The sequence below is a fragment of the Chengkuizengella axinellae genome, from assembly GCF_030730905.1.
GTDB lineage: Bacteria > Bacillota > Bacilli > Paenibacillales > KCTC-33759 > Chengkuizengella > Chengkuizengella axinellae.
Genome location: NZ_JAVAMP010000011.1, coordinates 118,614 through 143,852 on the forward strand (window position 1 = coordinate 118,614; position 25,239 = coordinate 143,852).

At 33.8% G+C, this 25,239-nt stretch carries 28 protein-coding genes and 1 pseudogene; 5 read left to right on the forward strand and 24 right to left on the reverse strand.

Annotated features, from left to right (window positions below; translation table 11 throughout):
- Positions 1-16 precede the first annotated feature (16 nt).
- Both Q5Y73_RS18245 and Q5Y73_RS18250 read right to left on the reverse strand, forming a co-directional pair.
- Positions 17-451, reverse strand: coding sequence for a MarR family winged helix-turn-helix transcriptional regulator (locus Q5Y73_RS18245; RefSeq protein WP_305993350.1), 435 nt, complete (start codon positions 449-451; stop codon positions 17-19).
- Between the two features lie 158 nt (positions 452-609).
- Positions 610-1,185 (reverse strand): TetR/AcrR family transcriptional regulator, encoded by a 576-nt coding sequence (locus tag Q5Y73_RS18250; RefSeq protein WP_305993351.1) that lies wholly within the window; start codon positions 1,183-1,185, stop codon positions 610-612.
- 258 nt (positions 1,186-1,443) lie between these two features.
- Here Q5Y73_RS18250 and Q5Y73_RS18255 point away from each other — a divergent pair, with 258 nt between their 5' ends.
- Positions 1,444-1,935 carry a nuclear transport factor 2 family protein gene (locus Q5Y73_RS18255; protein WP_305993352.1) on the forward strand — a complete coding sequence of 164 codons (492 nt, stop codon included), beginning with the start codon at positions 1,444-1,446 and terminating at the stop codon, positions 1,933-1,935.
- Between the two features lie 190 nt (positions 1,936-2,125).
- Here Q5Y73_RS18255 and rlmH read toward each other — a convergent pair whose 3' ends face one another.
- Positions 2,126-2,605: a 23S rRNA (pseudouridine(1915)-N(3))-methyltransferase RlmH gene (gene rlmH, locus Q5Y73_RS18260; RefSeq protein ID WP_305993353.1), complete on the reverse strand. Its 480-nt coding sequence runs from the start codon at positions 2,603-2,605 to the stop codon at positions 2,126-2,128.
- Positions 2,606-2,985: 380 nt separating this feature from the next.
- On the opposite strand from rlmH, the gene Q5Y73_RS18265 reads away from it, so the two are divergent.
- Positions 2,986-3,186, forward strand: coding sequence for a hypothetical protein (locus Q5Y73_RS18265; protein ID WP_305993354.1), 201 nt, complete (start codon positions 2,986-2,988; stop codon positions 3,184-3,186).
- Here Q5Y73_RS18265 and Q5Y73_RS18270 read toward each other — a convergent pair.
- The 16 genes from Q5Y73_RS18270 to rpsF form a co-directional block, all read right to left on the reverse strand.
- Positions 3,183-3,989 (reverse strand): MBL fold metallo-hydrolase, encoded by an 807-nt coding sequence (locus tag Q5Y73_RS18270; protein WP_305993355.1) that lies wholly within the window; start codon positions 3,987-3,989, stop codon positions 3,183-3,185. The genes Q5Y73_RS18265 and Q5Y73_RS18270 overlap by 4 nt on opposite strands.
- A gap of 41 nt (positions 3,990-4,030) precedes the next feature.
- Complete coding sequence (gene yycI, locus Q5Y73_RS18275; RefSeq protein ID WP_305993356.1) at positions 4,031-4,753, reverse strand: two-component system regulatory protein YycI; 723 nt, start codon at positions 4,751-4,753, stop codon at positions 4,031-4,033.
- 40 nt (positions 4,754-4,793) lie between these two features.
- Positions 4,794-6,074 carry a YycH family regulatory protein gene (locus Q5Y73_RS18280; RefSeq protein WP_305993357.1) on the reverse strand — a complete coding sequence of 427 codons (1,281 nt, stop codon included), beginning with the start codon at positions 6,072-6,074 and terminating at the stop codon, positions 4,794-4,796.
- Positions 6,074-7,897 carry a cell wall metabolism sensor histidine kinase WalK gene (gene walK, locus Q5Y73_RS18285; protein ID WP_305993358.1) on the reverse strand — a complete coding sequence of 608 codons (1,824 nt, stop codon included), beginning with the start codon at positions 7,895-7,897 and terminating at the stop codon, positions 6,074-6,076. Before walK ends, Q5Y73_RS18280 begins: the two co-directional genes overlap by 1 nt.
- 3 nt (positions 7,898-7,900) lie before the next feature.
- Complete coding sequence (gene yycF, locus Q5Y73_RS18290; protein WP_305993359.1) at positions 7,901-8,611, reverse strand: response regulator YycF; 711 nt, start codon at positions 8,609-8,611, stop codon at positions 7,901-7,903.
- A gap of 92 nt (positions 8,612-8,703) precedes the next feature.
- Positions 8,704-10,218 carry a peptidoglycan DD-metalloendopeptidase family protein gene (locus Q5Y73_RS18295; protein ID WP_305993360.1) on the reverse strand — a complete coding sequence of 505 codons (1,515 nt, stop codon included), beginning with the start codon at positions 10,216-10,218 and terminating at the stop codon, positions 8,704-8,706.
- A gap of 72 nt (positions 10,219-10,290) precedes the next feature.
- Entirely contained in the window at positions 10,291-10,920 is a 630-nt protein-coding gene (locus Q5Y73_RS18300) for a hypothetical protein (protein ID WP_305993361.1), read from the reverse strand.
- A 202-nt stretch (positions 10,921-11,122) separates the two neighbouring features.
- Complete coding sequence (locus tag Q5Y73_RS18305; RefSeq protein ID WP_305993362.1) at positions 11,123-12,604, reverse strand: gluconokinase; 1,482 nt, start codon at positions 12,602-12,604, stop codon at positions 11,123-11,125.
- A 261-nt stretch (positions 12,605-12,865) separates the two neighbouring features.
- Complete coding sequence (locus tag Q5Y73_RS18310; protein WP_305993363.1) at positions 12,866-14,149, reverse strand: adenylosuccinate synthase; 1,284 nt, start codon at positions 14,147-14,149, stop codon at positions 12,866-12,868.
- Positions 14,150-14,358: 209 nt separating this feature from the next.
- Positions 14,359-15,720, reverse strand: coding sequence for a replicative DNA helicase (gene dnaB, locus Q5Y73_RS18315; RefSeq protein WP_305993364.1), 1,362 nt, complete (start codon positions 15,718-15,720; stop codon positions 14,359-14,361).
- A gap of 28 nt (positions 15,721-15,748) precedes the next feature.
- A complete protein-coding gene (gene rplI, locus Q5Y73_RS18320; RefSeq protein WP_305993365.1) occupies positions 15,749-16,192 on the reverse strand; it encodes a 50S ribosomal protein L9 in 444 nt (147 codons plus the stop codon).
- Positions 16,189-18,147 (reverse strand): DHH family phosphoesterase, encoded by a 1,959-nt coding sequence (locus Q5Y73_RS18325; RefSeq protein WP_305993366.1) that lies wholly within the window; start codon positions 18,145-18,147, stop codon positions 16,189-16,191. Before Q5Y73_RS18325 ends, rplI begins: the two co-directional genes overlap by 4 nt.
- A gap of 42 nt (positions 18,148-18,189) precedes the next feature.
- Positions 18,190-19,074, reverse strand: coding sequence for a DUF2232 domain-containing protein (locus Q5Y73_RS18330; RefSeq protein ID WP_305993367.1), 885 nt, complete (start codon positions 19,072-19,074; stop codon positions 18,190-18,192).
- 218 nt (positions 19,075-19,292) lie between these two features.
- Positions 19,293-19,604, reverse strand: a complete 312-nt coding sequence (rpsR, locus tag Q5Y73_RS18335) for a 30S ribosomal protein S18 (RefSeq protein WP_305993368.1) — start codon at positions 19,602-19,604, stop codon at positions 19,293-19,295.
- 35 nt (positions 19,605-19,639) lie between these two features.
- Complete coding sequence (gene ssb / locus Q5Y73_RS18340) at positions 19,640-20,092, reverse strand: single-stranded DNA-binding protein (protein ID WP_305993398.1); 453 nt, start codon at positions 20,090-20,092, stop codon at positions 19,640-19,642.
- Between the two features lie 30 nt (positions 20,093-20,122).
- Positions 20,123-20,413, reverse strand: a complete 291-nt coding sequence (gene rpsF, locus Q5Y73_RS18345) for a 30S ribosomal protein S6 (RefSeq protein ID WP_305993369.1) — start codon at positions 20,411-20,413, stop codon at positions 20,123-20,125.
- A gap of 313 nt (positions 20,414-20,726) precedes the next feature.
- Here rpsF and Q5Y73_RS18350 point away from each other — a divergent pair, with 313 nt between their 5' ends.
- On the forward strand, positions 20,727-20,915 hold the full coding sequence (locus Q5Y73_RS18350; RefSeq protein ID WP_305993370.1) for a YjzC family protein: 189 nt from the start codon (positions 20,727-20,729) through the stop codon (positions 20,913-20,915).
- A gap of 703 nt (positions 20,916-21,618) precedes the next feature.
- On the opposite strand, the gene Q5Y73_RS18355 is transcribed toward Q5Y73_RS18350, so the two are convergent.
- Both Q5Y73_RS18355 and Q5Y73_RS18360 read right to left on the reverse strand, forming a co-directional pair.
- Entirely contained in the window at positions 21,619-21,810 is a 192-nt protein-coding gene (locus Q5Y73_RS18355) for a DUF1272 domain-containing protein (RefSeq protein WP_305993371.1), read from the reverse strand.
- 142 nt (positions 21,811-21,952) lie between these two features.
- Positions 21,953-22,219 carry an isochorismatase family protein gene (locus Q5Y73_RS18360; protein WP_371320233.1) on the reverse strand — a complete coding sequence of 89 codons (267 nt, stop codon included), beginning with the start codon at positions 22,217-22,219 and terminating at the stop codon, positions 21,953-21,955.
- Positions 22,220-22,247: 28 nt separating this feature from the next.
- On the opposite strand from Q5Y73_RS18360, the pseudogene Q5Y73_RS18365 reads away from it, so the two are divergent.
- Positions 22,248-22,520: pseudogene (locus Q5Y73_RS18365) on the forward strand (Lrp/AsnC family transcriptional regulator); the annotation flags it as partial.
- Positions 22,521-22,598: 78 nt separating this feature from the next.
- On the opposite strand, the gene Q5Y73_RS18370 reads toward Q5Y73_RS18365, so the two are convergent.
- Both Q5Y73_RS18370 and Q5Y73_RS18375 read right to left on the reverse strand, forming a co-directional pair.
- The gene (locus Q5Y73_RS18370) at positions 22,599-22,802 is read right to left on the reverse strand and encodes a DUF951 domain-containing protein (RefSeq protein ID WP_305993372.1); all 204 of its coding nucleotides are present in this window, start codon (positions 22,800-22,802) and stop codon (positions 22,599-22,601) included.
- Between the two features lie 28 nt (positions 22,803-22,830).
- On the reverse strand, positions 22,831-23,067 hold the full coding sequence (locus Q5Y73_RS18375; protein ID WP_371320236.1) for a putative Se/S carrier protein: 237 nt from the start codon (positions 23,065-23,067) through the stop codon (positions 22,831-22,833).
- Positions 23,068-23,200: 133 nt separating this feature from the next.
- Between Q5Y73_RS18375 and yyaC the strand changes: the two genes are divergently transcribed.
- On the forward strand, positions 23,201-23,794 hold the full coding sequence (gene yyaC / locus Q5Y73_RS18380; RefSeq protein ID WP_305993374.1) for a spore protease YyaC: 594 nt from the start codon (positions 23,201-23,203) through the stop codon (positions 23,792-23,794).
- Between the two features lie 137 nt (positions 23,795-23,931).
- Here the strand turns inward: yyaC and Q5Y73_RS18385 are convergent, their stop codons facing one another.
- Positions 23,932-25,083, reverse strand: a complete 1,152-nt coding sequence (locus Q5Y73_RS18385; protein WP_305993375.1) for an aminotransferase class V-fold PLP-dependent enzyme — start codon at positions 25,081-25,083, stop codon at positions 23,932-23,934.
- Positions 25,084-25,239: the final 156 nt, after the last annotated feature.

Consider the following 25,239-nt stretch of genomic DNA (forward strand, 5'->3'; position numbering starts at 1 on the left):
TGGTAAAAAAAAGCACTTATAGCGCTTTATCTATATTTGATATAACCTTGTTGATGTAAGTTTCAAAGATCTCACGATCTTCTGTTTCAAAATCAGATAATAAAATGTTAATTAAGTCGGTTCCAATTTTTTTCAATTTATCTAATATTGGATAAGCTTCTTGCGTTAAACCAATATTAGTAATTCTTTTATCTGAATCACATTGAGACTTTTTTATGAATCCTAACTCCTCATATTTTGCCAAAACATCTGATAAAGATGATTTAGAAATATTCCAATTTGATGCAATTTCATTAAATTGCATCATCTCACCATTATGAGGAAGAATAAAAAATAATGGTAAATGATTTCTCAACAAAGGAAAGTTCTCTTCTTTTAGTCTCTTACTTATATAAGAACTTGATGACGAATTTATCTCATTTATCTTACCAAGTAGACTTTCGTGTCTCATACAAATACCTCTTTTACATTCGTTCGGTTACGAACAAATAATATCAAAGATATTATTCGATGTCAATATCTTTTCAATTAGAATATTAGTGACAAATAAAAATCTAATTTCAACATTATTTAGACCGATTTACTTAAATTTCAGAAAATATAACCACTTTACTTTAAGTAAAATGGTAGTACATTACTAATGAAGTTGTTGAGTGGCAACTCTGAATTCTCATATTTCATCCTCAATACTGCACCATGATAGTTATCATAAATCATATGTGTCAATCGAACAGGATCTATTTGATTTGAGATGAGTTCCAAGGTCGTTGCGCTCTCAATCCATTTTGCTATGAAACCTTTGTGCATATTCATACTGATATGAATTAACTCGATAATGGCCTCATTTTCAACATCATCTGAAACAATATTCATCAATGGACATGTTCTAAGATTGCCGTTATTGAAAAAGAAATCATTCGAAATAGAATAGTACTTCGTAATCTTCTCAATCGGATTCTGAGTGCTATCATTATCTATCTGTTCCAAAGTAAATTTTACTTTTCTGTTGTAAAGCTTTATTGCTTCGATAACAAAGGCATCTTTGTTTTCAAAGAAATTGTAAAAGGATCCTTTGGGAATCCCGCAAGCTTTTAATACGTGCTGAACGCCTAACCCTGAAAACCCCTTCATCATTAGAATTTCAACACCAGATTGCAAAATTTCCTCTCTATTGTATTTTGACATATTTCCTCCTAAATAAATATTAGACCAGTTTACTTAACACTACTTATTCTTTCGCTAATTGTCAATGAAACTCTATACAATTCTCATTGACAATGAATAATAAATAAATTAAAATAAATTAAAAGTAAACTGGTCTAGTTTTACTTATAATAAGTTGAAGTAGTTATATTTTTGCCATGATATAAGTAGACTGGTCTAGTAATAGAAAAAGGTTACTATATTAATCTAAAAAAAATAAATAAAAATGGGAGGCTTATAATGAGTCAATCGCAGAAATATCCAATAATAGACATAGATAAACATTTGCAAGATAATTGGACTGAACAAGAAACAGAAAATGCAAAGATCGTCGTGGACTTTTTTCAACATTTAATGAATGAACATGACTTTGACTACACAATGAAAAAATATGGGAATGGTTCGTACACACAACACAACAGAGCTATACCAAATGAAATATCAGGACTTGTTGGCTATGTGAAAACAATGACCAAGAGATTCCCTGAGTATTCTTTTGATGTGAAGCGAATATATGCTGATAGTGATTTCATTCTATTGCATAGCCATACCACATTGATGGCGAAGCACAGGGGCAATGAGAAAAAAGGATTCATTATTACCGATACATTTCGATTAAAAGATGGAAAACTGGTAGAGCACTGGGACGCAATCCAACCAATTGATACTTTCTCAAGACTGTTGTTCTTAATGACAGGAGGAAGTATAAAAAATAGCAATCCAACTTTCTAACAAACTCATGTAGATCAAAGACCATCTCATTAAGGGATGGTCTTTAAATCAAGTACATTTCATCACAAAAGCCCCTTTACTCGGTACATAACATTTTTTGTACAATAAAACCCACCATCTTCTCTTCCGAAAAGTGGTGTATTTTGGAGAGCAGAGGCGAGGCTCACACTACCCCTGTCAAAAAACTCACTTATTTGTGGTAAGGTTCCCCCCGATTAATCTTAAACGCCCGATAAACCTGCTCCACCAATATCAATCTCATCAACTGATGAGGATAAGTTATTTTCCCAAATGAAATTTTCTGATCCGCCCTACTCAACACTTCATCAGACAACCCTAGAGACCCTCCAATAACAAAGGTGAGCTGACTTCGACCATATGTAGCTAGTTTTTCAATGTTCTCAGCCAGTTGCTCTGACGACCACATTTGTCCATTGATTGCCAAAGCAAATACATAGTGGTCAGGTTTAATTTGTGCTAGGATTCGCTTACCTTCTTTTTCTTTTACTTGCCTTCCTTCCGATTCACTTAATTGTTCAGGTGCTTTTTCATCTGGAACTTCCATAATCTTGATTTTTGCATAAGCCTGTAACCGCTTCGTATATTCTGAAATCCCTTGTACAAAATATTTTTCCTTTAATTTCCCTACGGTCACAATTTGAATTTGCATGTTCTAATTTCAACCTTTCTTTCGTATGTATAATGTATGGACAAGCCCATCAATCTTCTTTTTTAACAATATAATAATATCTCACTACATATATCATTTCTCGTCTACTCCCACATTATTTTTCATCTGTAAGCAGGAAAAAAGGATATGGATGGAGTAATGTAAATATCAAAAGGTAATGATTGACTAAGAATGTTTGTTCGTGTATCTTTAATAATACACCTGCTCATTCATGAGTTTAATTCAGTTTACCCGGTAGGAATAATTTCCAAAATTTGAGTCTAAAATATAACTATAGTACTTATATAGGAATGTTAAATGGATCGAAACGTGTATATTCATTACACACCTCGATCCGATTAAAGAGAGGAGTTTATTTTATGAATAAAACGCTTTCCCCCTTAGATGAAATAGACATGATTGGCAAATTAGCAGATTTAAAAGAAGAACATTATAAAAATACATTGCTTATTAATTCAATGATGGAGCTGCTATTGGAGAAGGACATTTTATCTTATGATGAAATTATTTTGAAAATGAAGCAATTAGATGAAGAGGAACAACATCCTCAAAGAATTTAACCTGTACTTAAGTCATCCCATTCGGTAGCTCGATCAAAATAAGTATCTTTCAATTTGATCTTGCGTTCCTTTAAGCTAATTTCATTTTCATTTAATACATTTTCCACGGTTAACCTAGCTAAATCCATAAGGTTATGATCTCTGCTTAAATGAGCTAGATAAACTCGCTTTGTTCTTGTAGACATTATTTCACATAAAGCCTCTCCTGCCGCTTCGTTGGAGAGGTGCCCTAAATCTCCTAGAATTCTTCTTTTTATATTCCATGGATATCTGCCCATTCTCAACATCTCAATATCATGATTGGATTCAATAATAATCACATCTGATTCTACTACTTTATCTTTCACATTTTGACTCATATAACCGATATCAGTGACTAAGCTTAACTTTTGATCATCCTCACAAAAACAATAACCTACGGGCTCAGCTGCATCATGAGATATCGAGTAGGAGTCTACCTTTAACGAACCGAAATCAACCTGACTTTCTGTTTGTATCACTTTCCGATGATGTTCTTCAATCTTTCCAACGGACTTATTTAATGCGTCCCAAGTTTTCTGATTCGCATAGATCGGTAGCTTATATTTTCTAGATAAAGCCCCCAAACCCTTAATGTGGTCAGAGTGCTCATGTGTTACCAAAACACCTTCTAAGTCTGCACAGGTTGCCCCTCTTTCCTGCATCAAACTTTCAATTTTTTTGGCACTTAAACCTGCATCTATAAGAATTTGTGTTTCATTTGATTGTACAACCATGGCATTACCAGTTGAACCACTTGCAAGTACACTGAATTTGATCCCCATATTAATTTACTGCTCCTTCTACCTGCTGTCATTATTGATGATTATATTGATTGTATAACCTCCACTTTCCCAGTGAAAGCATGCACATAATAAATATCTCCACTCCCTAATGCAATTCTCCACTTTGGAAATAATGCTTGTGGATTGCTTTCAAAACCTTGATACCCTAGTTGAATATCTTCTATGACCTCTCCCTGTTTCAGGTAGTCTTCTGCTAAAAGATGAATTACTAAAGGAGCAGATAATACTTCCTGTTCTTCTTCTGTAATATCAGGTGTAACTATAGCAACCTGTTGATCATAATGAGTAAGTTGTCCTTCACTTCCATATAATTTTAATTGTACATCAAATAGCGGTAAATTTTCATACAATTGATTAAAGACTTGCTGATTCTCATCACTGACGACCTCATCATATTGATATTGATCAAAATCTTCAATTTCATCTAAAAACGTTTTATTTACTTCTCCTGAGATAATCTCATCAACATCAACAGGTGAGATTAATTCAAAACTTATATCCTTTTGTACCTTTTCATCGAAATCGATTGTAATTTGATTCAGATTTAACTTCTCTGTTGGAATTTCACCCCTGATTTCAATCCCTTTTTCTTCTAGGAGTTTTCGTGTTTCCTGAATCATTTCATTTCCACCAAAGAATGGGTTTAACAAATTAATATTACTGATCCATAATTGATAACCTAATAGTAGATTCAATAATAAAAATGTAATGATTAAGATTGATTTTGCTCTTCCCCATTCCATATGGATTCACCCCTTACAACAAAAACTTCTTTTAAGAAAATTATTTAAGAAAACCTAACGTTCCATCTGATAATTCATATGCCCAGCTTGGAATTAGTAAAATATACTCATCAATTATAGGATAATAAGCAGGAAAAATATTAATAATGTTAAGGTTTTTCTCTTTCTCTAGAACGAGCTGTTCGAGAGCTTCCCCACCCTGCAGCGTATAAGGTTCTCTATTTACTGTAACGCTACTCAGATTAATCAATGAACGATCATAGTTCGTGACTACTCCTTCTTTCATTGTAATCTCAGTATAACCTAGTTTAAAACTGTCAGTAGGAAGTATTGGTAATGCTACAACATTAGGTGCAGGCTTCACATATTGTTGAAACCTGAAAATTTGCTGTTCAGTCTGTTCAGGAATCTTGCTTATTAAATTAGTCCTGCTCCAGCCCCCATGTTGATTTGCAAACTGAATAGAGGTTAATAAATCATCTAGTAGCTCTGAAGAACTTTCTACAGGCGTTTCATAGTCATTATAACTCATCCAAAATTGCTTATGGTTCATCTCCAATACAGAAGCACCATCTAATATAATTTCTTTCCCATCATTGTCTACCGCAGTACTTGTAATACTTGGATCTACAAATAGGCTTGCAACCAACTGGTCTCTTTCAAAATCATTATAATTTACGGTCAATCTAACGACTTCTATAGGCTCATCAGGTAAATAATATTTTCCGTTATTGGTTGTATGATACGTTGACAGAAACTCACCATAACCCACAAACTCGTATAAATCCTCTACCTTTAAGTCTACCTTAGTTGCTTCAAATACTTGTAATCCAGAATCAACAAAAAATAAGGCTCTGATCTCTTGAGTTTCCGTCACATATATCCATATTTTATCTACACTTACATCTAGATTGATATTCTCAGGTTTTACTTGCATCGTGTTTTGCAACCATTGTATTGGAATTCCGTCCATAAATTCTAACTCAATTCCTTGATATTCTTTTAATTTTATTCTTTCAAGAGAAGGTATGGTTACAGGTCTAAAATTTTCAAAGGTTCTTTGAGTTATTTTTTCATAAATGTCATTATAGAACTTAAAGTTAGGATACAGCATCGTATGTTTGTCTTCACCAAAATGTAAAACAATATGTTTTGGAAAAATCATATTTTCAACATTTTCATGATTTCCATTTAACCTTGTATCAATGTATTCATCCTGAACGGCTGGATTAAAATCGGGTTTGCTGTATACCAATAAATAGCTTTGAAACAAACTGCCAAAAACCAATAAAGTGAGTATGACCGATTTTATTTTTTCCATCATTGCGGTTCACCTTCCTGATGAAATGCAGGCAAGATAAAGGTCACTTTTGTTCCTTTATGAAGCTCTGATTCTAACATAATCTCCCCACCGTGCGCATTAATGATTTCTTTAGCAATAGAAAGACCTAGACCAGTTCCTCCCATATTACGCGATCTAGCTTTATCCACTCTATAGAATCGTTCAAATATGCGATGAATATCTCTTTTAGGAATACCTACACCGTTATCCTCTATAGAAATCTTAATCCAATCCTGCTGTTTTTTATTACAGTTAATCATGATAATTCCTTTATCTGGAGTATACTTAATTGCATTGGATACTAAATTGTCTAATACTTGATCCAACTTGTCCGGATCAACCATCATCGTTTTTATAGATTTATCCACGGTTAGCTTCATTTCAATTTCTCTTTGATTTAATTGAAAAGAAAACCGATCCACTACATCCTCTAACATTTGTTTAATTTCAGTTTCTCTTTTCATAACAACCGTTTGATTCGAATCATATCGTGATAAATGGAGCAAATCACTAACAAGTCTAATCATTCGATCCGCTTCATTGCGAGTTACACCTACGAAGCGTTTCGCTAGATCAGCATCACTTAGAGCCCCATCCTCTAATGCCTCCAAATAACTTTTGATGGTTGTCAGAGGAGTCCTCAATTCGTGCGATACATTAGCCACAAACTCTCTCCTACTCTGATTAAGCTTTTCCTGCTCCGTAACATCCTGCAAGACGATGATTGTACCTGTGACTCCTTTACCTCTTCGCTGGATAGGAGTAAAAGTCACCTTAACCTGAAGAGACTCCCCTCCATCCATTCGTGGCAATTCAATCATGGCAGAGTTTTGTTCTCCCAGAACATAACGTCCAATTTGTTCTTTAGAAGTACCCAATATTTCTGCTATTTCTCTTCCAACTACATCCTCTTCTCGAATATCCAGCATTTGCTCAGCTCTTAAATTAATAACTATAACTTTTCCCATATCATCTGTCGCTATCACACCATCACTCATATTAGAAAGAATGGAGGCTATTTTGTTTTTTTCCTCTTCATTTGAAGAAAGAGCATCCTTTAACCGCTCCACCATATAATTAAACGCATAACCTAGCTGTCCTATCTCATCACTGCTGCGGATTTCCACCTGTTGATTATACTTCCCGTCTGCCATTGCCTTTGCTTTTTTTGTTATCATTTTAATAGGATGTGTGATGGTATTTGACAATACAATACTTAGCATAACCGTTAATACAAGCGCTATAATCGTACCTGCTATAAAAATTTGTTTAATGTTATTAATTGTCTCAAATAACTCCTTAGTAGAAGCCTTAATATAAATAGCACCAATGACTTTATTATCATCATTTTTGACAGGCTTAGCAATCGCCTTCTTCTGAATGTTGCTACTGTCCGTAACATCCCATAACGGGACCTGAATACCATTTATAGACTGAATAACCTCAGATTGCGTAATCTTTTGTCCAATGATATTAGGCTGGTTAGAAGAGCTCATAACAATGCCCTCATCATTAATGATTTGAATTTCGGATCCATTGAGTGTACTTATATTCTTAACTATCGTATGGAGATCCTCTTCATTTAGTCCTGTATCATCATTACCCGACTCTAAATAAGTTTGAACCGTATTAGATAACAAGTTCACCTGACTGATTAATGAATCAGTAAAGTTGTTGATAAAGGTGTTTTCCATCGTTCGAATAAAATAAATACCAATCAACTGCATTGCAATTAAAATTAGCAGTGCATAGATAATAATTAATTTAACTTGGATCGTTTGAAAGAAACGTGTTCCTTTCATTCATTAGGAACCTCCTGTTTGGGGATTAAGCATAATATATCCTAAACCTCTTCTAGTAATGATGTATTCTGGTTTACTGGGATCATCTTCAATTTTTTCTCTTAGTCGACGAATTGTAACGTCTACCGTTCGAACTTCCCCTAAATATTCATAACCCCATACGGCTTGTAATAAATGTTCTCTAGTCATGACCTTACCTTTATTTTTAGCTAAATAATGAATAAGCTCAAACTCTCTGTGAGTTAAATCCAAAGGTGAAGAATCTTTATATACAACATACATTTCTGTATCAATAAATAAATCGTTAATTTTTAACCCTTGCTTTTGATTGCTCTCTTGGTTAACAGATTTAGATTGTCTCCTTAGATGGGCTTTTACTCTAGCTAACAGCTCTCTTGTACTAAAAGGTTTAGTTACGTAATCATCTGCTCCCAATTCAAGACCTAACACTTTATCTAGTTCTGTATCCTTTGCTGTAAGCATAATAATGGGTGTGTTCAATTTCATTCTAATTTCACGACATACATCCATTCCATCTTTTCCTGGCAGCATCAAATCCAACAATACAAGGTCTGGATTTTCTTCATATGCCATTTTCACTGCTGCATTACCGTCAAAAGCACATATTACTTGATATCCTTCTTTTTCCAAATTAAATTTTAAAATATCTGCGATCGGCTGTTCATCATCAACAACCAATATTTTTCCAAACATATGAGACACCTGCCTTTGTTCCAATGTATAAAAAAAAGATAGTGCGAAAACATATATGCTCCTCACTACCTTTAATTATATCTTAATTCATATTAATTTAAATAAACTAATGGGTTCTGTTGAACACCGTTTTTAATGATTTCAAAGTGTAGATGAGGTCCAGTAGAATTTCCTGTGCTACCCATTACACCGATTTGTTCTCCTCTTTCAACATTCATACCAACTGACACATGAATCGATTGTAAATGAGCATAAAGTGTTTTATATCCATTTTGATGATCTATAATGATATTATTGCCATATGATCCACTATAACCCGCATAAATCACTTTTCCTGTATCCGATGCTAGAATTTTACGATTTCCAGAAACCATATCTAGTGCAGCATGCAAACTTCCCCATCTGTATCCATAATAACTAGTAATTGAAGGACTTACTAACGGCCATCTAAAGTTACCAGTTCCTTCACCTGGAACGACTTTACTTCCTTTTTTAACTACTTTAGTAACAGGTTCAAGTAATATAGTTTCACTAATTACTTTTTTTCTTTCTTCTTGAACCCTACCATCTAATTTAACAACTTCATAAACCACTTCTATTCTTCCTGGTTTACCTGGTGTAATAACCTCATTTTTACCTAACTTAAGTGTATCATCAACTATATATTCTGTATCAAAATGAATATCTCTCTCTTCTACTACTTCCTCTATTGTTTCAACAGAAAGTGTAGGCTTTAATACTGTCACGTTCAGCTCATCACCGATATTCAATATACTATCTTCACTCAATTGGTTATTTTCATAGATTACATAAGAAGGAATATCTAACTTTTGTGCGATACAAGTGATACAATCTCCTTCTTCTACGATATACTTATCCAACACCACATCGCCTGTTTCCAATGAAGTAACAACTGATTCTGGCTTTGCAATCTCTTCTGGTTGAGTTTCAACTTGTTTAAGTTCAACCTCTTCATTAAAGTTAACTTCTTTTAAAGTAGACTCTTGTTTTGTTTCATCCGCAGATTTCGCATCATCAGATAAAATAGCTGCTTCACCTTCAACTCTTTCTTCAGGTACATATTTATTCTTAATTTTATCTAATATTTGTTGTGCTGTTTCTTCGTCCTTCACAATTGCAATTATCTCACCATTTACTACCAATTCAATACCTACAATGTGAGATTCCAATCTCCTTGAAACTTGTGCTAACGCTTCCTCGTCATTACTTTCGAGTTTATACCCACTTTCACGTTTAAAGCTAAATTGCTCGTCATTTAACTTCACTTCAAAATCGGGATTTTGCTGATTCAGTTTGTCTTGTGTATCAGCTATCAAATCTTTAATTTTTTGCTGATCCACAACCGTACCTACTTTTTCTTCCCCAAAGTAAACATGATAGATTTGATTCGTATTTTTATGTATATAAAAATAAATAGAAGCTATGCTTATAGAAATAAGAAGAGCTGCGACAACGATTGCAATCAACCAAAAGTGTAAATTGTTCACTTCATTTTTTGCAATCGATACAACATCTTGAATTCTATGATTCGACTTTCTGTCTAACTCTGGGCCTGATTCTTTATTTCGCCCCAATTTTAACTTCATACATAAGTCCCCTCATATCATTTTCTTTCTACTTTACCATAGCTTACCTTTCTTTTTCAACTTATTGCTAGTTTAATATTTTTCCAATATTGTGAGCATTTGTTGATATTCTTCCTCACTTAAATGCTCTTTCATCGTTGCTTCTATTTCTAATAGTTCATTTACAGTTACCCCTTCTTCCATTATAGTAGATAGTTTTTGAAGCTCTCCTGAAGGTAAGTTGGATATGATGAGTGAAAAAATAGTCATCTTATCCTCATCAGAAAGCAAGTCTTTTGTGCTTGTAAACGCTTCTGCTGTAAATAAAACCTCTTCTGGTGCCAATCCCTGCTCCTCTATAGAATATTCTTGCTGATTCCACACTTCTACAGCATCTATATCATCACTCTCTTCTACATCAGTATAATCATCATATATGTTATCTTGAGTTGGTTCTGAGTTCTGCTTTTCATGCTCGTTGATGAATTCTTCCAATGAAGAGTTACCCTTATCCTCAGAATTTATATTTGTAAGATTCTCTTGATTCACAAAATAGGAAAGGACATCCGATATTTGTACTTTTGGCAATGTGTTTTCTCCATCAAATTGACCCATGAGCCGATCAACATATAAATTAACCATAAACCATACGATAAACAAAGTTAAACTACTAATTAAAACGGTTTGAAACAATGTCTTACTTATCCAAACTATGAACTTCATATTCATCCTCCTGCCAATGCTGTATTTAAAACTATATAATTGACAGTATTGACTATATTGAGTCATTTTCATTCCTATATTTTTAAAACTTTTTCTTTTAATTGTCATGAACGATGAAACATTTTTTTATAAGGAAGAGAATCTATGAAATAAAAATACGATCGTTTTGGTTAAAGTAAGAAATTTATTAACTGATTAATTCCTACATTATATATAAGGGGGATAGAGTTTCATTTAAACGCTTATAAACAGCAAATCTTTCTTTATAAATCTCATGGTGTTTTTGATTCGGTAGACAACTTGATTTCATCGGAATATATGGTTTGATTTCTGATAGACTAGAAACTTCTCCTATACTATAAAGACCCATCCAAGCTGCACCCCAAGCAGAGCTTTGATAACTTTGCGGAACATGAATTTCTTGATTAAACATATCCGCTAATATTTGAATCCAAAGATCCGATCTGGCAAACCCACCGCTTGCATAAAGCTTAGTTCCTTGACCAACTATTTTTTCTAATGCTTCACTCACATGATAAATACTAAAAACAACACCCTCCAATCCTGCCCGAATAATATGCTCTTTTCCATGTCTTATTGTTAATCCAAATAAGTTTCCTTTTGCTTGTGGATTCCAAATCGGTGCTCTTTCCCCATTTAAATAAGGTAAAAAAATAATACCTTCTGCTCCAGGCTGTACGTTGCTGCATAATTGTGTTAATTGATCATAATCAGTATTTGAACCTAATAAATCCTTTAACCACTTTAATACAATACCTCCATTGTTGACTGGCCCCCCTACGAGTGATAACTGGTCAGTAAATGCATAACAAAATGTTTTTTGTTTTGAGTCTATTTTTGGTTGTTGTGTCATTTGACGAATGGCTCCACTAGTCCCAATTGTAATGGCCATCTCACCCGGTTCAATAGCACCAATGCCCAAATTAGCTAAAGGTCCATCAGTGGCTCCTATGACAAAAGGTATATCTTTACCAAATCCTATCTTTTCGGAAATGGATTTTTTCATTCCATACAAAACATGTGATGGGGGTTTGGGAAAAAATAACTGCTCTTCTGTAATACCTGCTAACTTTAATGCAGTTTGATCCCATGTTAATTCTGAAAAGTTAAATAAACCTGTTGCAGCAGCAACGGAATAATCAACAACCTCTTGCCCAAACCAACGATACAGCAAAAATTCTTTGATCGATACAAACTTAGATGCTTTTTGATATGGAGTATATTGGTTTTCCTTCATCCACATTAACTTCATAAGTGGAGACATTGGATGGATTGGCGTACCCGTTTTTTTGTAGAGGTCTATACCAAGTCTCTCATTTCGCAGCCTTTCTGCCTGATCCATACTTCGACCATCCGCCCAAGTAATAGATGGAGATAGTGGATCACCTTCTTCATCCATACAAATCAATGAATGCATGGCACATGATAATCCAACGGTTAATATTTGATACTTGTCTATATTTTTTTCATGTATAACTTTATATATAACTTGTATTGTGGCTTTTTCTATTTCCAAAGGATCTTGCTCTGCCCAACCCTCTCTTGGTGTATGCAATGGATATTCTATCTCCTTTTCTGAAATAACCTGTCCTATTAAATCGAATAAAACCGCCTTTACACTTGTTGTGCCGATATCTAATCCAATGACATATTTATTTTTCATTATCAAATCAATCCACCTACTTCGTTCATCCTCTATAATCTAGTTTATTTCATTATATTTTATTCTGTTTCATAATAAAAACGCCTATCGGCGTTCTTCAATAATCTAAAAAAGCTTCTCTGTTTACAATTTCTATAAACAACATAACATTAATTTATAAATTCATAAGTTATAAGAAAATCATCTAGCGGTGATCTTTCAGAGGTAAATTCCATATCATAAAAAAAGTTCGGCATACGCCGAACTTCATTTTAATTAGATTTAATAAATATCTTTAATTTGATTAGTTTGCTCTCGATTAGGTCCTACAGAGAAAATAGCAATAGATATTCCTGTTAAAGATTCTATTCTTTCCAGGTACTGTCTAGCTTCTTTTGGCAAGTCCTCCAATGATTTGGCTCCTGTGATATCTTCATCCCATCCTGGTAATTCTTCATATACCGCTTCACATTCAGCCAACATATTTAAATTTGCAGGATAATGTTTGATGATTTCACCGTTATATTTGTAACCTGTACAGATTTTTAATGTTTTTAATCCCGTTAAAACATCTATTGAGTTTAATGATAAACCAGTAATTCCACTTACTCTTTTTGCATGCCGAACTACTACGCTGTCAAACCATCCTACTCTTCTTGCTCTTCCGGTAGTCGTTCCGTACTCTTTACCTGTTTCACGAATCAAATCCCCGATTTCATTGTTTAATTCAGTTGGAAAAGGTCCATCCCCTACTCTAGTAGTATAAGCTTTAGCTACTCCAATCACTTGATTGATTTTTGTAGGTCCAACTCCTGAACCTATACAGACACCACCTGCGCTAGGATTTGAGGAAGTAACAAACGGATAGGTTCCTTGATCAATATCTAACATTACACCTTGGGCACCTTCAAACAGTACTTTTTTATCCTCATCAATCAAATCATTCAGTACAACGGAAGTGTCCGTAACATAAGGGCGAATTTTATCTGCAAAATCTTTATACTGTGTCAAAATGGATTCAACATCTAAAGGTTGGTCTCCATAAACACTTTGGATCACTTGATTCTTCTCCACTACCAGTCTTCTTAACTTCTCTTCAAAAAGTTGATCATCCATTAAATCGGAAATACGAATCCCATTTCGAGCTGCTTTATCCATGTAACAAGGGCCTATTCCTTTACCTGTAGTACCGATTTTATTATCGCCTTTACGTTTTTCCTCTAGTTTATCTAAAACGATGTGATACGGCATAATCACATGTGCACGATCACTAATTTTTAAATTATCCGTCTTAAATCCATTTTCATGTATATAGTTGATTTCCTCAATTAAAGCCTCAGGATGAATAACCATTCCATTTCCAATTACACAAATTTTATCATTGTAAAAAATTCCAGAAGGTATAAGATGCAGTTTATATTTATGATCATTAATAATAATCGTATGCCCTGCGTTATTACCACCTTGATATCTAGAAACGACCTCAGCACTTTCAGCTAAATAGTCCGTTATTTTACCTTTTCCTTCATCTCCCCATTGCGTTCCAACAACAACTACAGTAGACATAAATAACTACCTCCCAGTAGATGATATACCAATATATTTAAGTTACTCATATAGAGTAAAACTTACTACTAATCTAGAAAAATTTATGATTTTGATTAATCAGCAACCTAAGTTTAGCAATGTAAGCTATTAAAGTCAATAAAAAAACGAACAATTCTATATGATAAAATAAAATTGTTCGGAAATGTGAAAATCTATTCATTTATGAGTTACTGGCCTACAGCATCTGGTAATTCGTGAGATCGATCCAAATTAACAAATTTATTATAATGTTTCATAAATACAAGCTCTACCGTCCCAACTGGACCGTTACGTTGTTTTGCAATAATAATTTCAATAATATTTTTCTTCTCTGATTCTTTATCATAATAATCATCTCTATATAAAAAGGCCACGATATCTGCATCCTGCTCTATAGATCCCGATTCACGTAAATCAGACATCATAGGTCTCTTATCTTGTCTCTGCTCTACACCACGGCTTAACTGAGATAATGCAATGACAGGCACCTCTAACTCTCTAGCTAAAGCCTTCAAGTTTCGAGAGATTTCTGAAACCTCCTGTTGTCGATTATCTCCATTCCCTCTTCCGTGAATTAATTGCAAATAATCAATAAGAATAATGCCTAAACCATGTTCTTTTTTTAGCTTGCGGCATTTAGAGCGTATCTCAGAAACCGTTAAACCAGGTGAATCATCAATAAAGATTTTTGCTTCAGATAAAGCTCCAATGGCCATGGTCATTTTTTCCCAGTCATCTTCTTCTAAAGCACCTGTTCTTAAACGACCTGCATCAACATTTGACTCGGCACAAATAATACGTTGGACTAGCTGGCTGGCTGACATCTCAAGACTAAAAATAGCGACAGTCTCTTTTGATCGAACACCAACATTTTGAGCAATATTCAAGGCAAAGGCCGTTTTACCTACTGAAGGCCTTGCGGCTACGATGATCAAATCATTTGGTTTAAACCCTGTTGTCATCTTATCTAAATCCGTAAATCCAGAAGGAACACCTGAGAGTCCTCCTTTGTGATTATATAGAAACTCGACCTGTTCAAACACATCCATTAACACATCTTTTATGGCAATAAATCCATTGTTCTGTCTTCGATTTGAAATTTCCAGTATTTTTTGCTCTGCCTCACCTAGCAAATTACTAATATCCTCTGAGCTAGTATAACCATTGCTCACGATTTGAGTTGCTGTTCGAATCAATCTGCGTAAGATCGATTTTTCCTCTATGATTTTTGCATAATAATCAACATTTGCTGAGGTAGGAACTGCATTTGCAAGTTCTGATAAATAACTGACGCCTCCAATATCTTCTAGCCACTGCTTATCCTGTAATCTGGCTGTGACAGTAACTAAGTCTATTGGTTCTTGTTCCTCCCCTAAGGATACGATTACTTCAAAAATCCTCTGATGGGAGGTTTTATAAAAATCATCTTCTTTTATGATCTCCAAAGCTGTGATCAGTGCTTCACTATCTAATAAAATAGCTCCGATGACTGCTTGTTCTGCTTCAATATTTTGTGGAGGTATACGATCAAAAAACGCTTCACCACTCATCTTGAACTTCCCCTTTAGTCTATTTCGATTATTCTTCTGTCACTTGTACTTTAGCGACTGCTGTTACTTCTGGATGTAATTTAATCGGTACTTTTGTAACGCCTAGGTTGCGAATAGGAGAATCTAATTCAATCTTTCTTTTATCTACTACAATTTTATGTTTTTTAAGTTCCTCTGCAATTTGTTTGTTCGTAATGGAACCAAATAAACGTCCACCTTCACCGGCTTTTGTTTTCATCTCTATTGTAGTTGATTCTATTTTTTTAGCTAATAATTCTGCATCTGCTTTCTGTTGATCTTTCTTTTTCTGTTCTGACTTCTTCTTTTGCTCCAATTGTTTTACATTAGATCCTGTAGCTTCTTTCACTAATCCTTTAGGGATTAAAAAGTTTCTAGCATAACCTTCTGATACATTTTTAACCTCACCTTTTTTCCCTTGACCTTTGACATCTTGTAAAAAGATTACTTTCATTTTAATAACCCCTCTTCCTTAATTGTTTCTGACAATACTTGTTCCAACCGTTCTTTGACTTCCTCTACACTACCTTCAATTTGAGCTCCTGAATTGGAAAAATGACCACCGCCACCCATTCGCTCCATCAAGATTTGAACGTTAACTTCTCCTAAGGATCTGGCACTTAATCCCACTTTTCCATCTGGTCGCTCACTTATAACTAAAGAAGCCATTACATCTGTCATATTTAACAATGTATCAGCAACCTTTGCAATGATCAACTGTGAATTTTTGTGATTTGGTTTTGCAACCGCTATAGCAATATGATCATATACAATTTTTGCATTTTTTATAATTTCGATTTGCTGTAAATACTCGTGTAAATCTTCCTTTAGCATTCTCTGTACAGTGGAGGAGTTGGCTCCATTTCTACGTAAAAATGATGCCGCTTCAAATGTTCTTGCTCCAGTGCGAAGAGAAAAGCTTTTAGTATCTACAACTATCCCCGCTAACATTGCAGTCGCTTCTAATTTATCAAGCGAGATTTTATCATGGAAATATTGTAGAATTTCAGTAATTAATTCACAAGTAGATGAAGCATAATGCTCGATATAAACTAAAGTAGGTTCATTAATGAATTCTTCACTTCTTCTATGATGGTCAACTACAAAAATACGTTGAGCAATTTGCAATAATCTTGGTTCTGGAACCATCGAAGCTTTATGAGTATCAACTACACAAACTAAAGTTTGTTTATCTATCAATTGCAAAGCTTGTTCAGGTGAAATAAAGCTTTGCTTCAATAATTCATGGTTTTCTACTTCATCCATTAACGACTGAATGGCAGGATTCACATCCTCCAACACTATATAACCTTGTTTATCACTAAGTCTTGCTGCTTTAAGCAATCCAATAGCAGCACCTATAGAATCCATGTCAGGATAAATGTGTCCCATGATCATTACATTTTCACTTTCTCTTATTAATTCCCTAAGTGCATGAGAAATGACCCTTGCTCTAACCCTAGTTCCCTTCTCAACTGCATTTGACCTTCCACCATAAAACTTAAGATTTTGGCCTGATTTAATTGCAGCCTGATCTCCACCTCTACCTAGCGCGATATCTAAACTGGTTTGCATAATGGAACCAAGCTCAACTAAATGGTCTTCTCCAGATGAGATTCCAATACTTAATGTTAGAGGAATTTTAAGATCAGCTGTCATATCGCGAACCGTATCTAATATATCAAATCGTGAACCTTCTAAAGCCTCTAATATTTTTTGGTTCATCATCATTAAAAACTTGTCTGAAGATATTCTTCGCATGTATAACCCATATTGATTGGACCATTCTGTCAGTTCACTGATGACTTTAGCTAAAATTAAACTTCTAGTTTTATCATCCATTCCTTGTGTTGCTTCATCAACATTATCCATCATAATGATACCCATAGCTGGTTTTTCTTCTTCATGTTTTACGATTAGATTTTTATAATCTGTAATGTTTGTAAAATAAATTAATCTTTCCTCATTCTTTTTCAATACTTGATAGTGCTGATCATGAATGAAAACATCATATTCTGCATTTTCATCTTCTTCTTCAAACACAGGAAATATATCGTTTACTGACTCGCCGATGACAGATTCCTTGTTTAACATTTGAGCAATGTAAGGGTTGTGCCATTCAATCTTTTTTTCCTCATCATATAAAACCATTCCGATTGGCAATTCATGTATGACCTCGTTACCAGCTTTTTTTACTCGATGTGAAAGTGTCATTACATAATCATGTAGATCCTTATGAAATGTTTTATCTGCTCTTATTGACAAGAGTAACAGTACACATCCAATTACTAAAGCTACGACAGCAATGATCCATTCATAAACAAACATAACAATGATGAGTGCAAAAAATAAAATGTAACTAAATATGGTATGAAGGTTTTGCCATCGATTCATAAGAAACTTAGGCATAGTAATATCGCTCCTCGTGTTTTTTTCAAATATTTCTGTCTGTTATCTCGAGGTCATTCCTTTTCTTATATCGAATGCAATGTCTAACATTCCAATAAAACTAAAAATAGGTGTTAGAAATGGTGACAAGATGATACCTAGATAAGGGAGAAACTTCCAACCTTTTTTATCAGCAATAAAAAACAAAAATGAAAAAGCTTGCAAACAAAAAACAAACGATAATAACGGTATTAAATTAACCGTGATTAATAACGCATAAGAACCGTCTTCTGGATTCATAATTAATTGCAAAAGCAATGCAGCAAAATAGTACCACACTAACGATTTTGGTAATTTCCAATCTTTGATCGACTTCAGTTTAGGGATATGTATATCCATTTTTTGAAGAATCAATCGACTTATGAAGTGAGATGCAGCTACAATTAAACTGGCACTCATAATTAGATAAAATGGTAGCATATTTTTCAATAACAACAATGTTTCTTCTGTTGCAATTTGACTGAATTCGGGATATTCGTTCGTAACCTCTATAACGATTACTTCCATAGCTTTTACGGCATTAAATCCTAGTAAAGAACCTAAAAACAAAGTTGAAATAAATAAAACCAATACGCTGATTATCCCCATAAATAAGGCAGTTCCGGCAGAGCCTTTTTTATAAGAACTCCCCATAATAACAGAAGGAATACTTATAAATAATGATAAAAGCACGATCCCAATAGATAGATCTGGGAACAATAAACAAGTTCCAATTATGCTGACGATATATTGAATAACAAAATGTTTTCGTTCTAGGATAACAAATAAGACAATGGCTGGAACTAACATCATACTGAATGTAAAAATACTTAAAGGTGTTATTAAGGATATTAATATTAAAATGAAGGCTATACTCCATATTAATGATTTCCAGCTGTACTTTGACAAAACACTTCACCTCATGCAGTTTCTCTTTTTGAACCATCTAGTGTACCAGGATGGATTATTATATTATATCATAAATATGGTATTTTGCTTGACTAGCTATACAAAAACTACTGTGTAAGCCTCTCTGAGATCTCGTTGAATCAACGACTTGCCATTATGCTTAAGTTATAAAAAAAGACAGTAAGGATATCCTTATTGTCTTTTTTATAACCACTAACTTATTCAGTTGTGTATGGCAACAATGCGATTTGACGAGCACGTTTGATCGCAATTGTTAATTCGCGTTGATACTTAGCAGAAGTACCAGTTACTCTGCGAGGTAAAATTTTGCCTCTTTCACTGATAAATTTCTTTAATGTATCTATATCTTTATAATCAATGTGTTTAATTTTATTTACTGTGAAATAACAAACTTTACGGCGCTTGCCTCTTCCACCTCTACGACCGCCAAATTTGCGCTCTCTGCGTTCAGGACGCTCAGGACGTTCGGATCGTTGTTCATTACGTTCTTCAGTTTTGTTTTCGCTCATTCTTTTTCATCTCCTTCCAAGGTATGTTCTTTTAATTAAAATGGTAGGTCATCATCCGATATGTCGATAGGTTTACTATCATCTGAAAAAGGATCTTGATTCATTGGTTTTCTAGAAGGTTCAACTGGCATTCCAGGATCTTGATTATACTGATCATCGCGTGGTGTATTTCCGGATTCAAGGAATCTAACATTATCTGCAACAATTTCAGTGACATAAACACGTCTTCCTTCATTGTTTTCATAATTTCGAACCTGAATTCTTCCTTCAATTGCTGTTAAACGGCCTTTTCGCAAATAATTTGCACATGTTTCCGCCAACTTCCTCCAAGTTACAATATTGATAAAGTCCGCTTCTCGCTGACCTTGACCATTTGTAAAAGGACGATCCACTGCTAAAGTAAACTGTGTCACTGCAACACCAGATGGTGTGTAACGAAGTTCAGGATCCTTTGTTAATCTACCTATTAGAATAGAACGATTCATCAGCGTAACCCCCTCTCAGATTTCACGTAAAATTTACTCAACAACATCATTAACGACCAAATGACGGACAGTTTCATCCGAAATTCTCATCACGCGATCTAGTTCATCTACAACTGCTGATTCAGCAGTAAAGTTTACAAGAACATAGAATCCATCACGGAATTTATCGATCTCATACGCTAAACGACGTTTTCCCATCACATCATGTTTAGAGATTTCACCGCCACCATTATTAATGATACCTTGGAACTTTTCTACCGTTGCATCTACTGCTTCCTGTTCAATGTCAGGACGGATAATGTACATTAATTCATACTTGCGCATGTTTATTTCACCTCCTCTTGGACTAACGGCCCCTTATATAAAGGAGCAAGGAGCGAGACTAGCTTAAATACTCGCACTTAGACTAATATATCAAAAATAACAATTTAATTCAACAAGTTTAAATCTTTTCTCAAACTCCATAGAAATTTCAACCTATTTGATTGCTTCATCCAGCTTTAGTTTAAATACTCACTTCATATGATTAATTAATTTCATCATTTCATGTTTTTTTAATATGGATATTTTAGTTATTTATAAATTTAAAAAGAATGGGAAAATTATAAATGATCTTAAATATTGGAGGGATTAAACGATGGGAGAAAAAACCGAATTTGAACCAGGGGATAAAGTCCCTAATGACGGAAAATATATTGAAATAGGCGAGAAATCCTTTCATATGGGAATCACTGACCCCAAGATTGTAAATTTACAAAAAGGAGATCATTTTCCAGGTACGAAAAATGATAATCGAAAATGGAGCCGAGCTTCAAAAAATAGTTAAAACCCATTAAAAAACCGATATCCTTTTTATCGGTTTTTTAACCTCATGCTAAGAATGTTGTAAATACCCTACGACGTATCCCAAAATTACCCCTGCCATATATGCTAAGATGTGAATTTTCGGAACTTTCTTTGTTTTATTATTTTCTGGATTTTTCATCTGGTTCTCCCTCAATCATATTCTTACTTTTAATGTTATTCAAAGATTTACAATTGAGTGAGAAAACATGAAAATTTAATTTCCTCTCAAACGTTGTTTAATTCTTTAGCATCATATTATTTGTTCTCCGCTAAGCAAACTCATAACTAATTCAACTCCAACCCTTCCAATTTTTTCCTTCGTGTTTACCCTGAAAAAGACCCGACAGGCTCATCTTCAAATCGAATAACCACAGGAAACAACAATTTTCATCTTGTACAACCAATCTATAATTGAACTAGGCAAGAAAAAACATTTTTATGAGCTTCATTTAAAGTAAAATTCCTAACCTTAAATCCCTCTCCGGGTGATAGAAAGACAACAATTCATTATTATACCCACCATTTACGAATCTTTTGGATATCTTCTTCAGGGATCAATTAATAGATTCTCTCTATTTATTAAAACTACTTCTTTATTCAATTACAGTAAATGTATAATAAGAATAATATTTTGTACTTCTAAACACCCAATAATTTGTTTATTTAAATTATAGTGATATATATTAACTAAGCGGAAATGCCTTATTAGGTCTCGGCCTCCTTACTAATTCTCCACTGCAATTTGGACATACATGTTCTGTTTCTTCAGCACATTTTTCACAGAATGTACATTCATGTGTACATATAAATGCTAAACCGTCCTTTTGAATATCAGCCTCACACTTCTCACATTTTGTTCTCATTTCTAATGCCATATTATCATTCCCCCTACTTATTATACTTACTTTATTTATATCTTTTTCTCTGAAATAATAGAATTCATTCTTTCCATAATAGAGTTGGTGTTTGATATTTCAGCAAACTCATCTTGCAAATTGGCAAGAGATATTTTATGGATTAAATCTGCTGAATAATGTGTCCTCCATATATTCCCATTCGATCAAATGCTGCTGTTGCATCAGATACAAGGGTCGTATCGAACCCTAAATTTCCAGCCATTCGTGTTGTTGTTTCTACACAATGATTCGTTGTCAAACCTGTTATCACTATATTTTCGCAATTTATTTTATGTAAAGTTTCTTCTAAGTTGGTGCCAATGAATGCACTATTTGTTTGTTTTGAAATGATAATCTCATGTTTAAGTGGTCGAATAAAATTCATCATCTGACTTGTTTCATACTCATAATTAGGGTATAGAGCAATTATTAATCCGGAGAATATAAATAAAACCTTGACTGCTTTTATCCTTTTTGAATCAAATAAATGTGATCAATTCAGAGAATTTTGTAAAGAACAGCCTATTGTTGTTGAATGTCACCGCCTTGCAGGACAATATAGTTATTTGGTTAAAATAATAACCGAGTCTGTAAATCATCTTGAATCATTTATTGATGCATCTATGGAGTTTGGCCAACCTTCTACCTTAGTTAACTTATCTTCCCCCGTAAAATTCAAACCTGTTTAATAACTAAAACTCCTACTAATTTATCAAGGTCGTAGGAGTTTTTATTTTCTTAATATTGGATTTTCTTTTTTCAGAGATTCACGCCTCATCCTTAGACCGTAAAATTTTTTTCATTCTTTTTACAAACTTGCTTCTTGGCATGAGTACACTATGCTGACACCCTAAACATTTAATTCGAATATCCATCCCCATCCTGATAATTTCCATTTCATTGGTTCCACAAGGATGTTGTTTTTTCATTTGTACTACATCACCAAGTTGAAATTCAGTGTTATTATCCATCCTTTTTTCCCCTACCTCTCTCATTAATCTATTTCACTTCTACATAATGTTTTTCTTTTCTTTCAAATATACCTTTTATTTCTACCTTTTGAGAAATAATTATCTCTTTCACTTCTTGCAATTCTTCCCTACTAAATTCTATTGATAGGGCGCATCCTGCTGTAATTTCTTTTGGAGTTGGACAAGTATCAATATCAATATCTGCATATTCTAAAAGCATTTCTGCTCTTAAAGCTTGTTGAGTTGAATCAAACGCAATCAACATATCCATTAAAAACAACCTCATTTTTTAAATAAGTAGTATAAATCATAGATTACATTCATATACTAGTAAAGTAACTACATTTCAGTTTCATAGGTAACAGTTTGCTTTATCTTTATATTTTAGGAGGACTATTATGAGATTAGGCTCTAAACACACTAAAGTTGATACAAAGTATTATAAGATTGCCCACAATGATCCAAATCATACTAAATATCTTACCAATGGCTTATACCAGATGTTATCCAACGTTTCAAACCGAAAAATAATCGTATTATGTATTGGATCTGATCGATCTACTGGAGATTCTTTGGGTCCTTTAGTTGGTTATCATCTCAGCCAATTTAAAAACAGTAGTTTCAAAATTTTTGGAACCTTAGATGAGCCTGTTCATGCTGTAAATCTAAATGATAAAATAACTGAAATTAAAAATCAATATCACAATCCTTTCATCATTGCAGTGGATGCATGTCTTGGGAAAGTAACAAGTGTTGGTCATATCCAAATTGGAGATGGTCCTTTAAAACCTGGTGCAGGAGTAAATAAAAATTTACCTGCAGTAGGTGATATACATGTAACTGGTATAGTGAATGTTAGCGGATTTATGGAGTATTTTGTATTGCAAAACACTCGATTAAATTTAGTTGTAAACATGTCAAAAATCATTGCAGATTCTATCCAACTTTCCACTCGTTATTTTGGACATCAGTCAGTTAACCATACAGTTTAAAGAAAAAAACCACAATAAATGAACCTATTTTCTAATTTAATTATCACATTAGAATCACCATTATGTATTTTTTAATTTTGAACTCTTGTTATTATGATATACATTAATAATATATGCTTTACAATATGATCTTTTTTTCATCTATTTGCAATATTTTGGACTGCATCTATGAATTCATCGACTTCATCTGTGGTAGTAAAATAACCTACACTAGCTCTGACGGCTCCAAGTTTTACAGTTCCAACGGTCTCATGAGCCAAAGGAGTACAGTGATATCCAGATCTTACAGCAATATTATACTTTCGATCTAAACGAAAGGCTACTTGAGAAGCTTCTATAGTTTCAACATTGAATGAAGTGATTCCAGTTTTATTATCCCCTAATTTTGGGCCTAATATTTTCACTTGTGGTATGTTTAATAACCCTAGCATCAATCGTTGGGTAAGTTCCCATTCCTTTGCATGAATCTTCTCTACTGTTTCATTTAATACAAACTTAACCCCTTCATTCAATCCAGCTATTCCAGGTGTGTTCTGTGTTCCTGATTCATATCGATCAGGTCTAATTGTAGGTTGCTCTATCTTTTCAGACTGACTACCTGTACCTCCATGCATTAAAGGTTCCACATCTATATCTGGATGAATATATATACCTCCTGTCCCCTGTGGGCCTAATAAACCTTTATGTCCTGGAAATGCCAATATATCTATTCCCATTCCATCTACATCTATCGGGATAAGACCAGCTGATTGAGCAGCATCTACTAAAGTAATTAATCCATGTTTCTTTGCAATCTTATTGATTTGATCAATAGGTAAAATACTACCAATAAGATTTGAGCTATGATTGCAAATCATTAATTTCGTATTTGTTTGAATGGCATTTTCGATTTCCTCTAGATTGATTTCTCCTAATTTATTAGTTTTCACATATGTAACTTCGATATCTGAATTTTTCTTTAAATATTCTAAGGGTCTTCTAACAGAGTTATGTTCTACACTCGTACAAACCACATGATCTTTTGGTTTTAATATTCCCTTGATGGCTAAGTTTAGGGCTTCCGTAGTATTTAAACAAAACGAAATGTGATTAGGATCATCAATTTGAAACAAACTGGCTAAATTCACACGAGTTTGAAAAATTATTCTACTAGCTTGTACAGCCATTTGATGGCTACCTCTTCCTGGATTAGCTGCATATAGCATAACAGCTTCAGTCATTGCCTCAACAACTTGTTTAGGTTTAGGCCAGGACGATGCTGCATTATCAAAATATTTCAATGAGATCATATATCGAGTCCCCTCTCATTTTTCATTATTTTTTATCATAATATAATCAAAGGAATATTTCACTTTCTCTAAATATCTATACCCTTTCATAATCATCTAACTGCTAATTCTATTTAAAATAAAAGTTACATCTGTTTTAAACTTCCCTATTTTAGA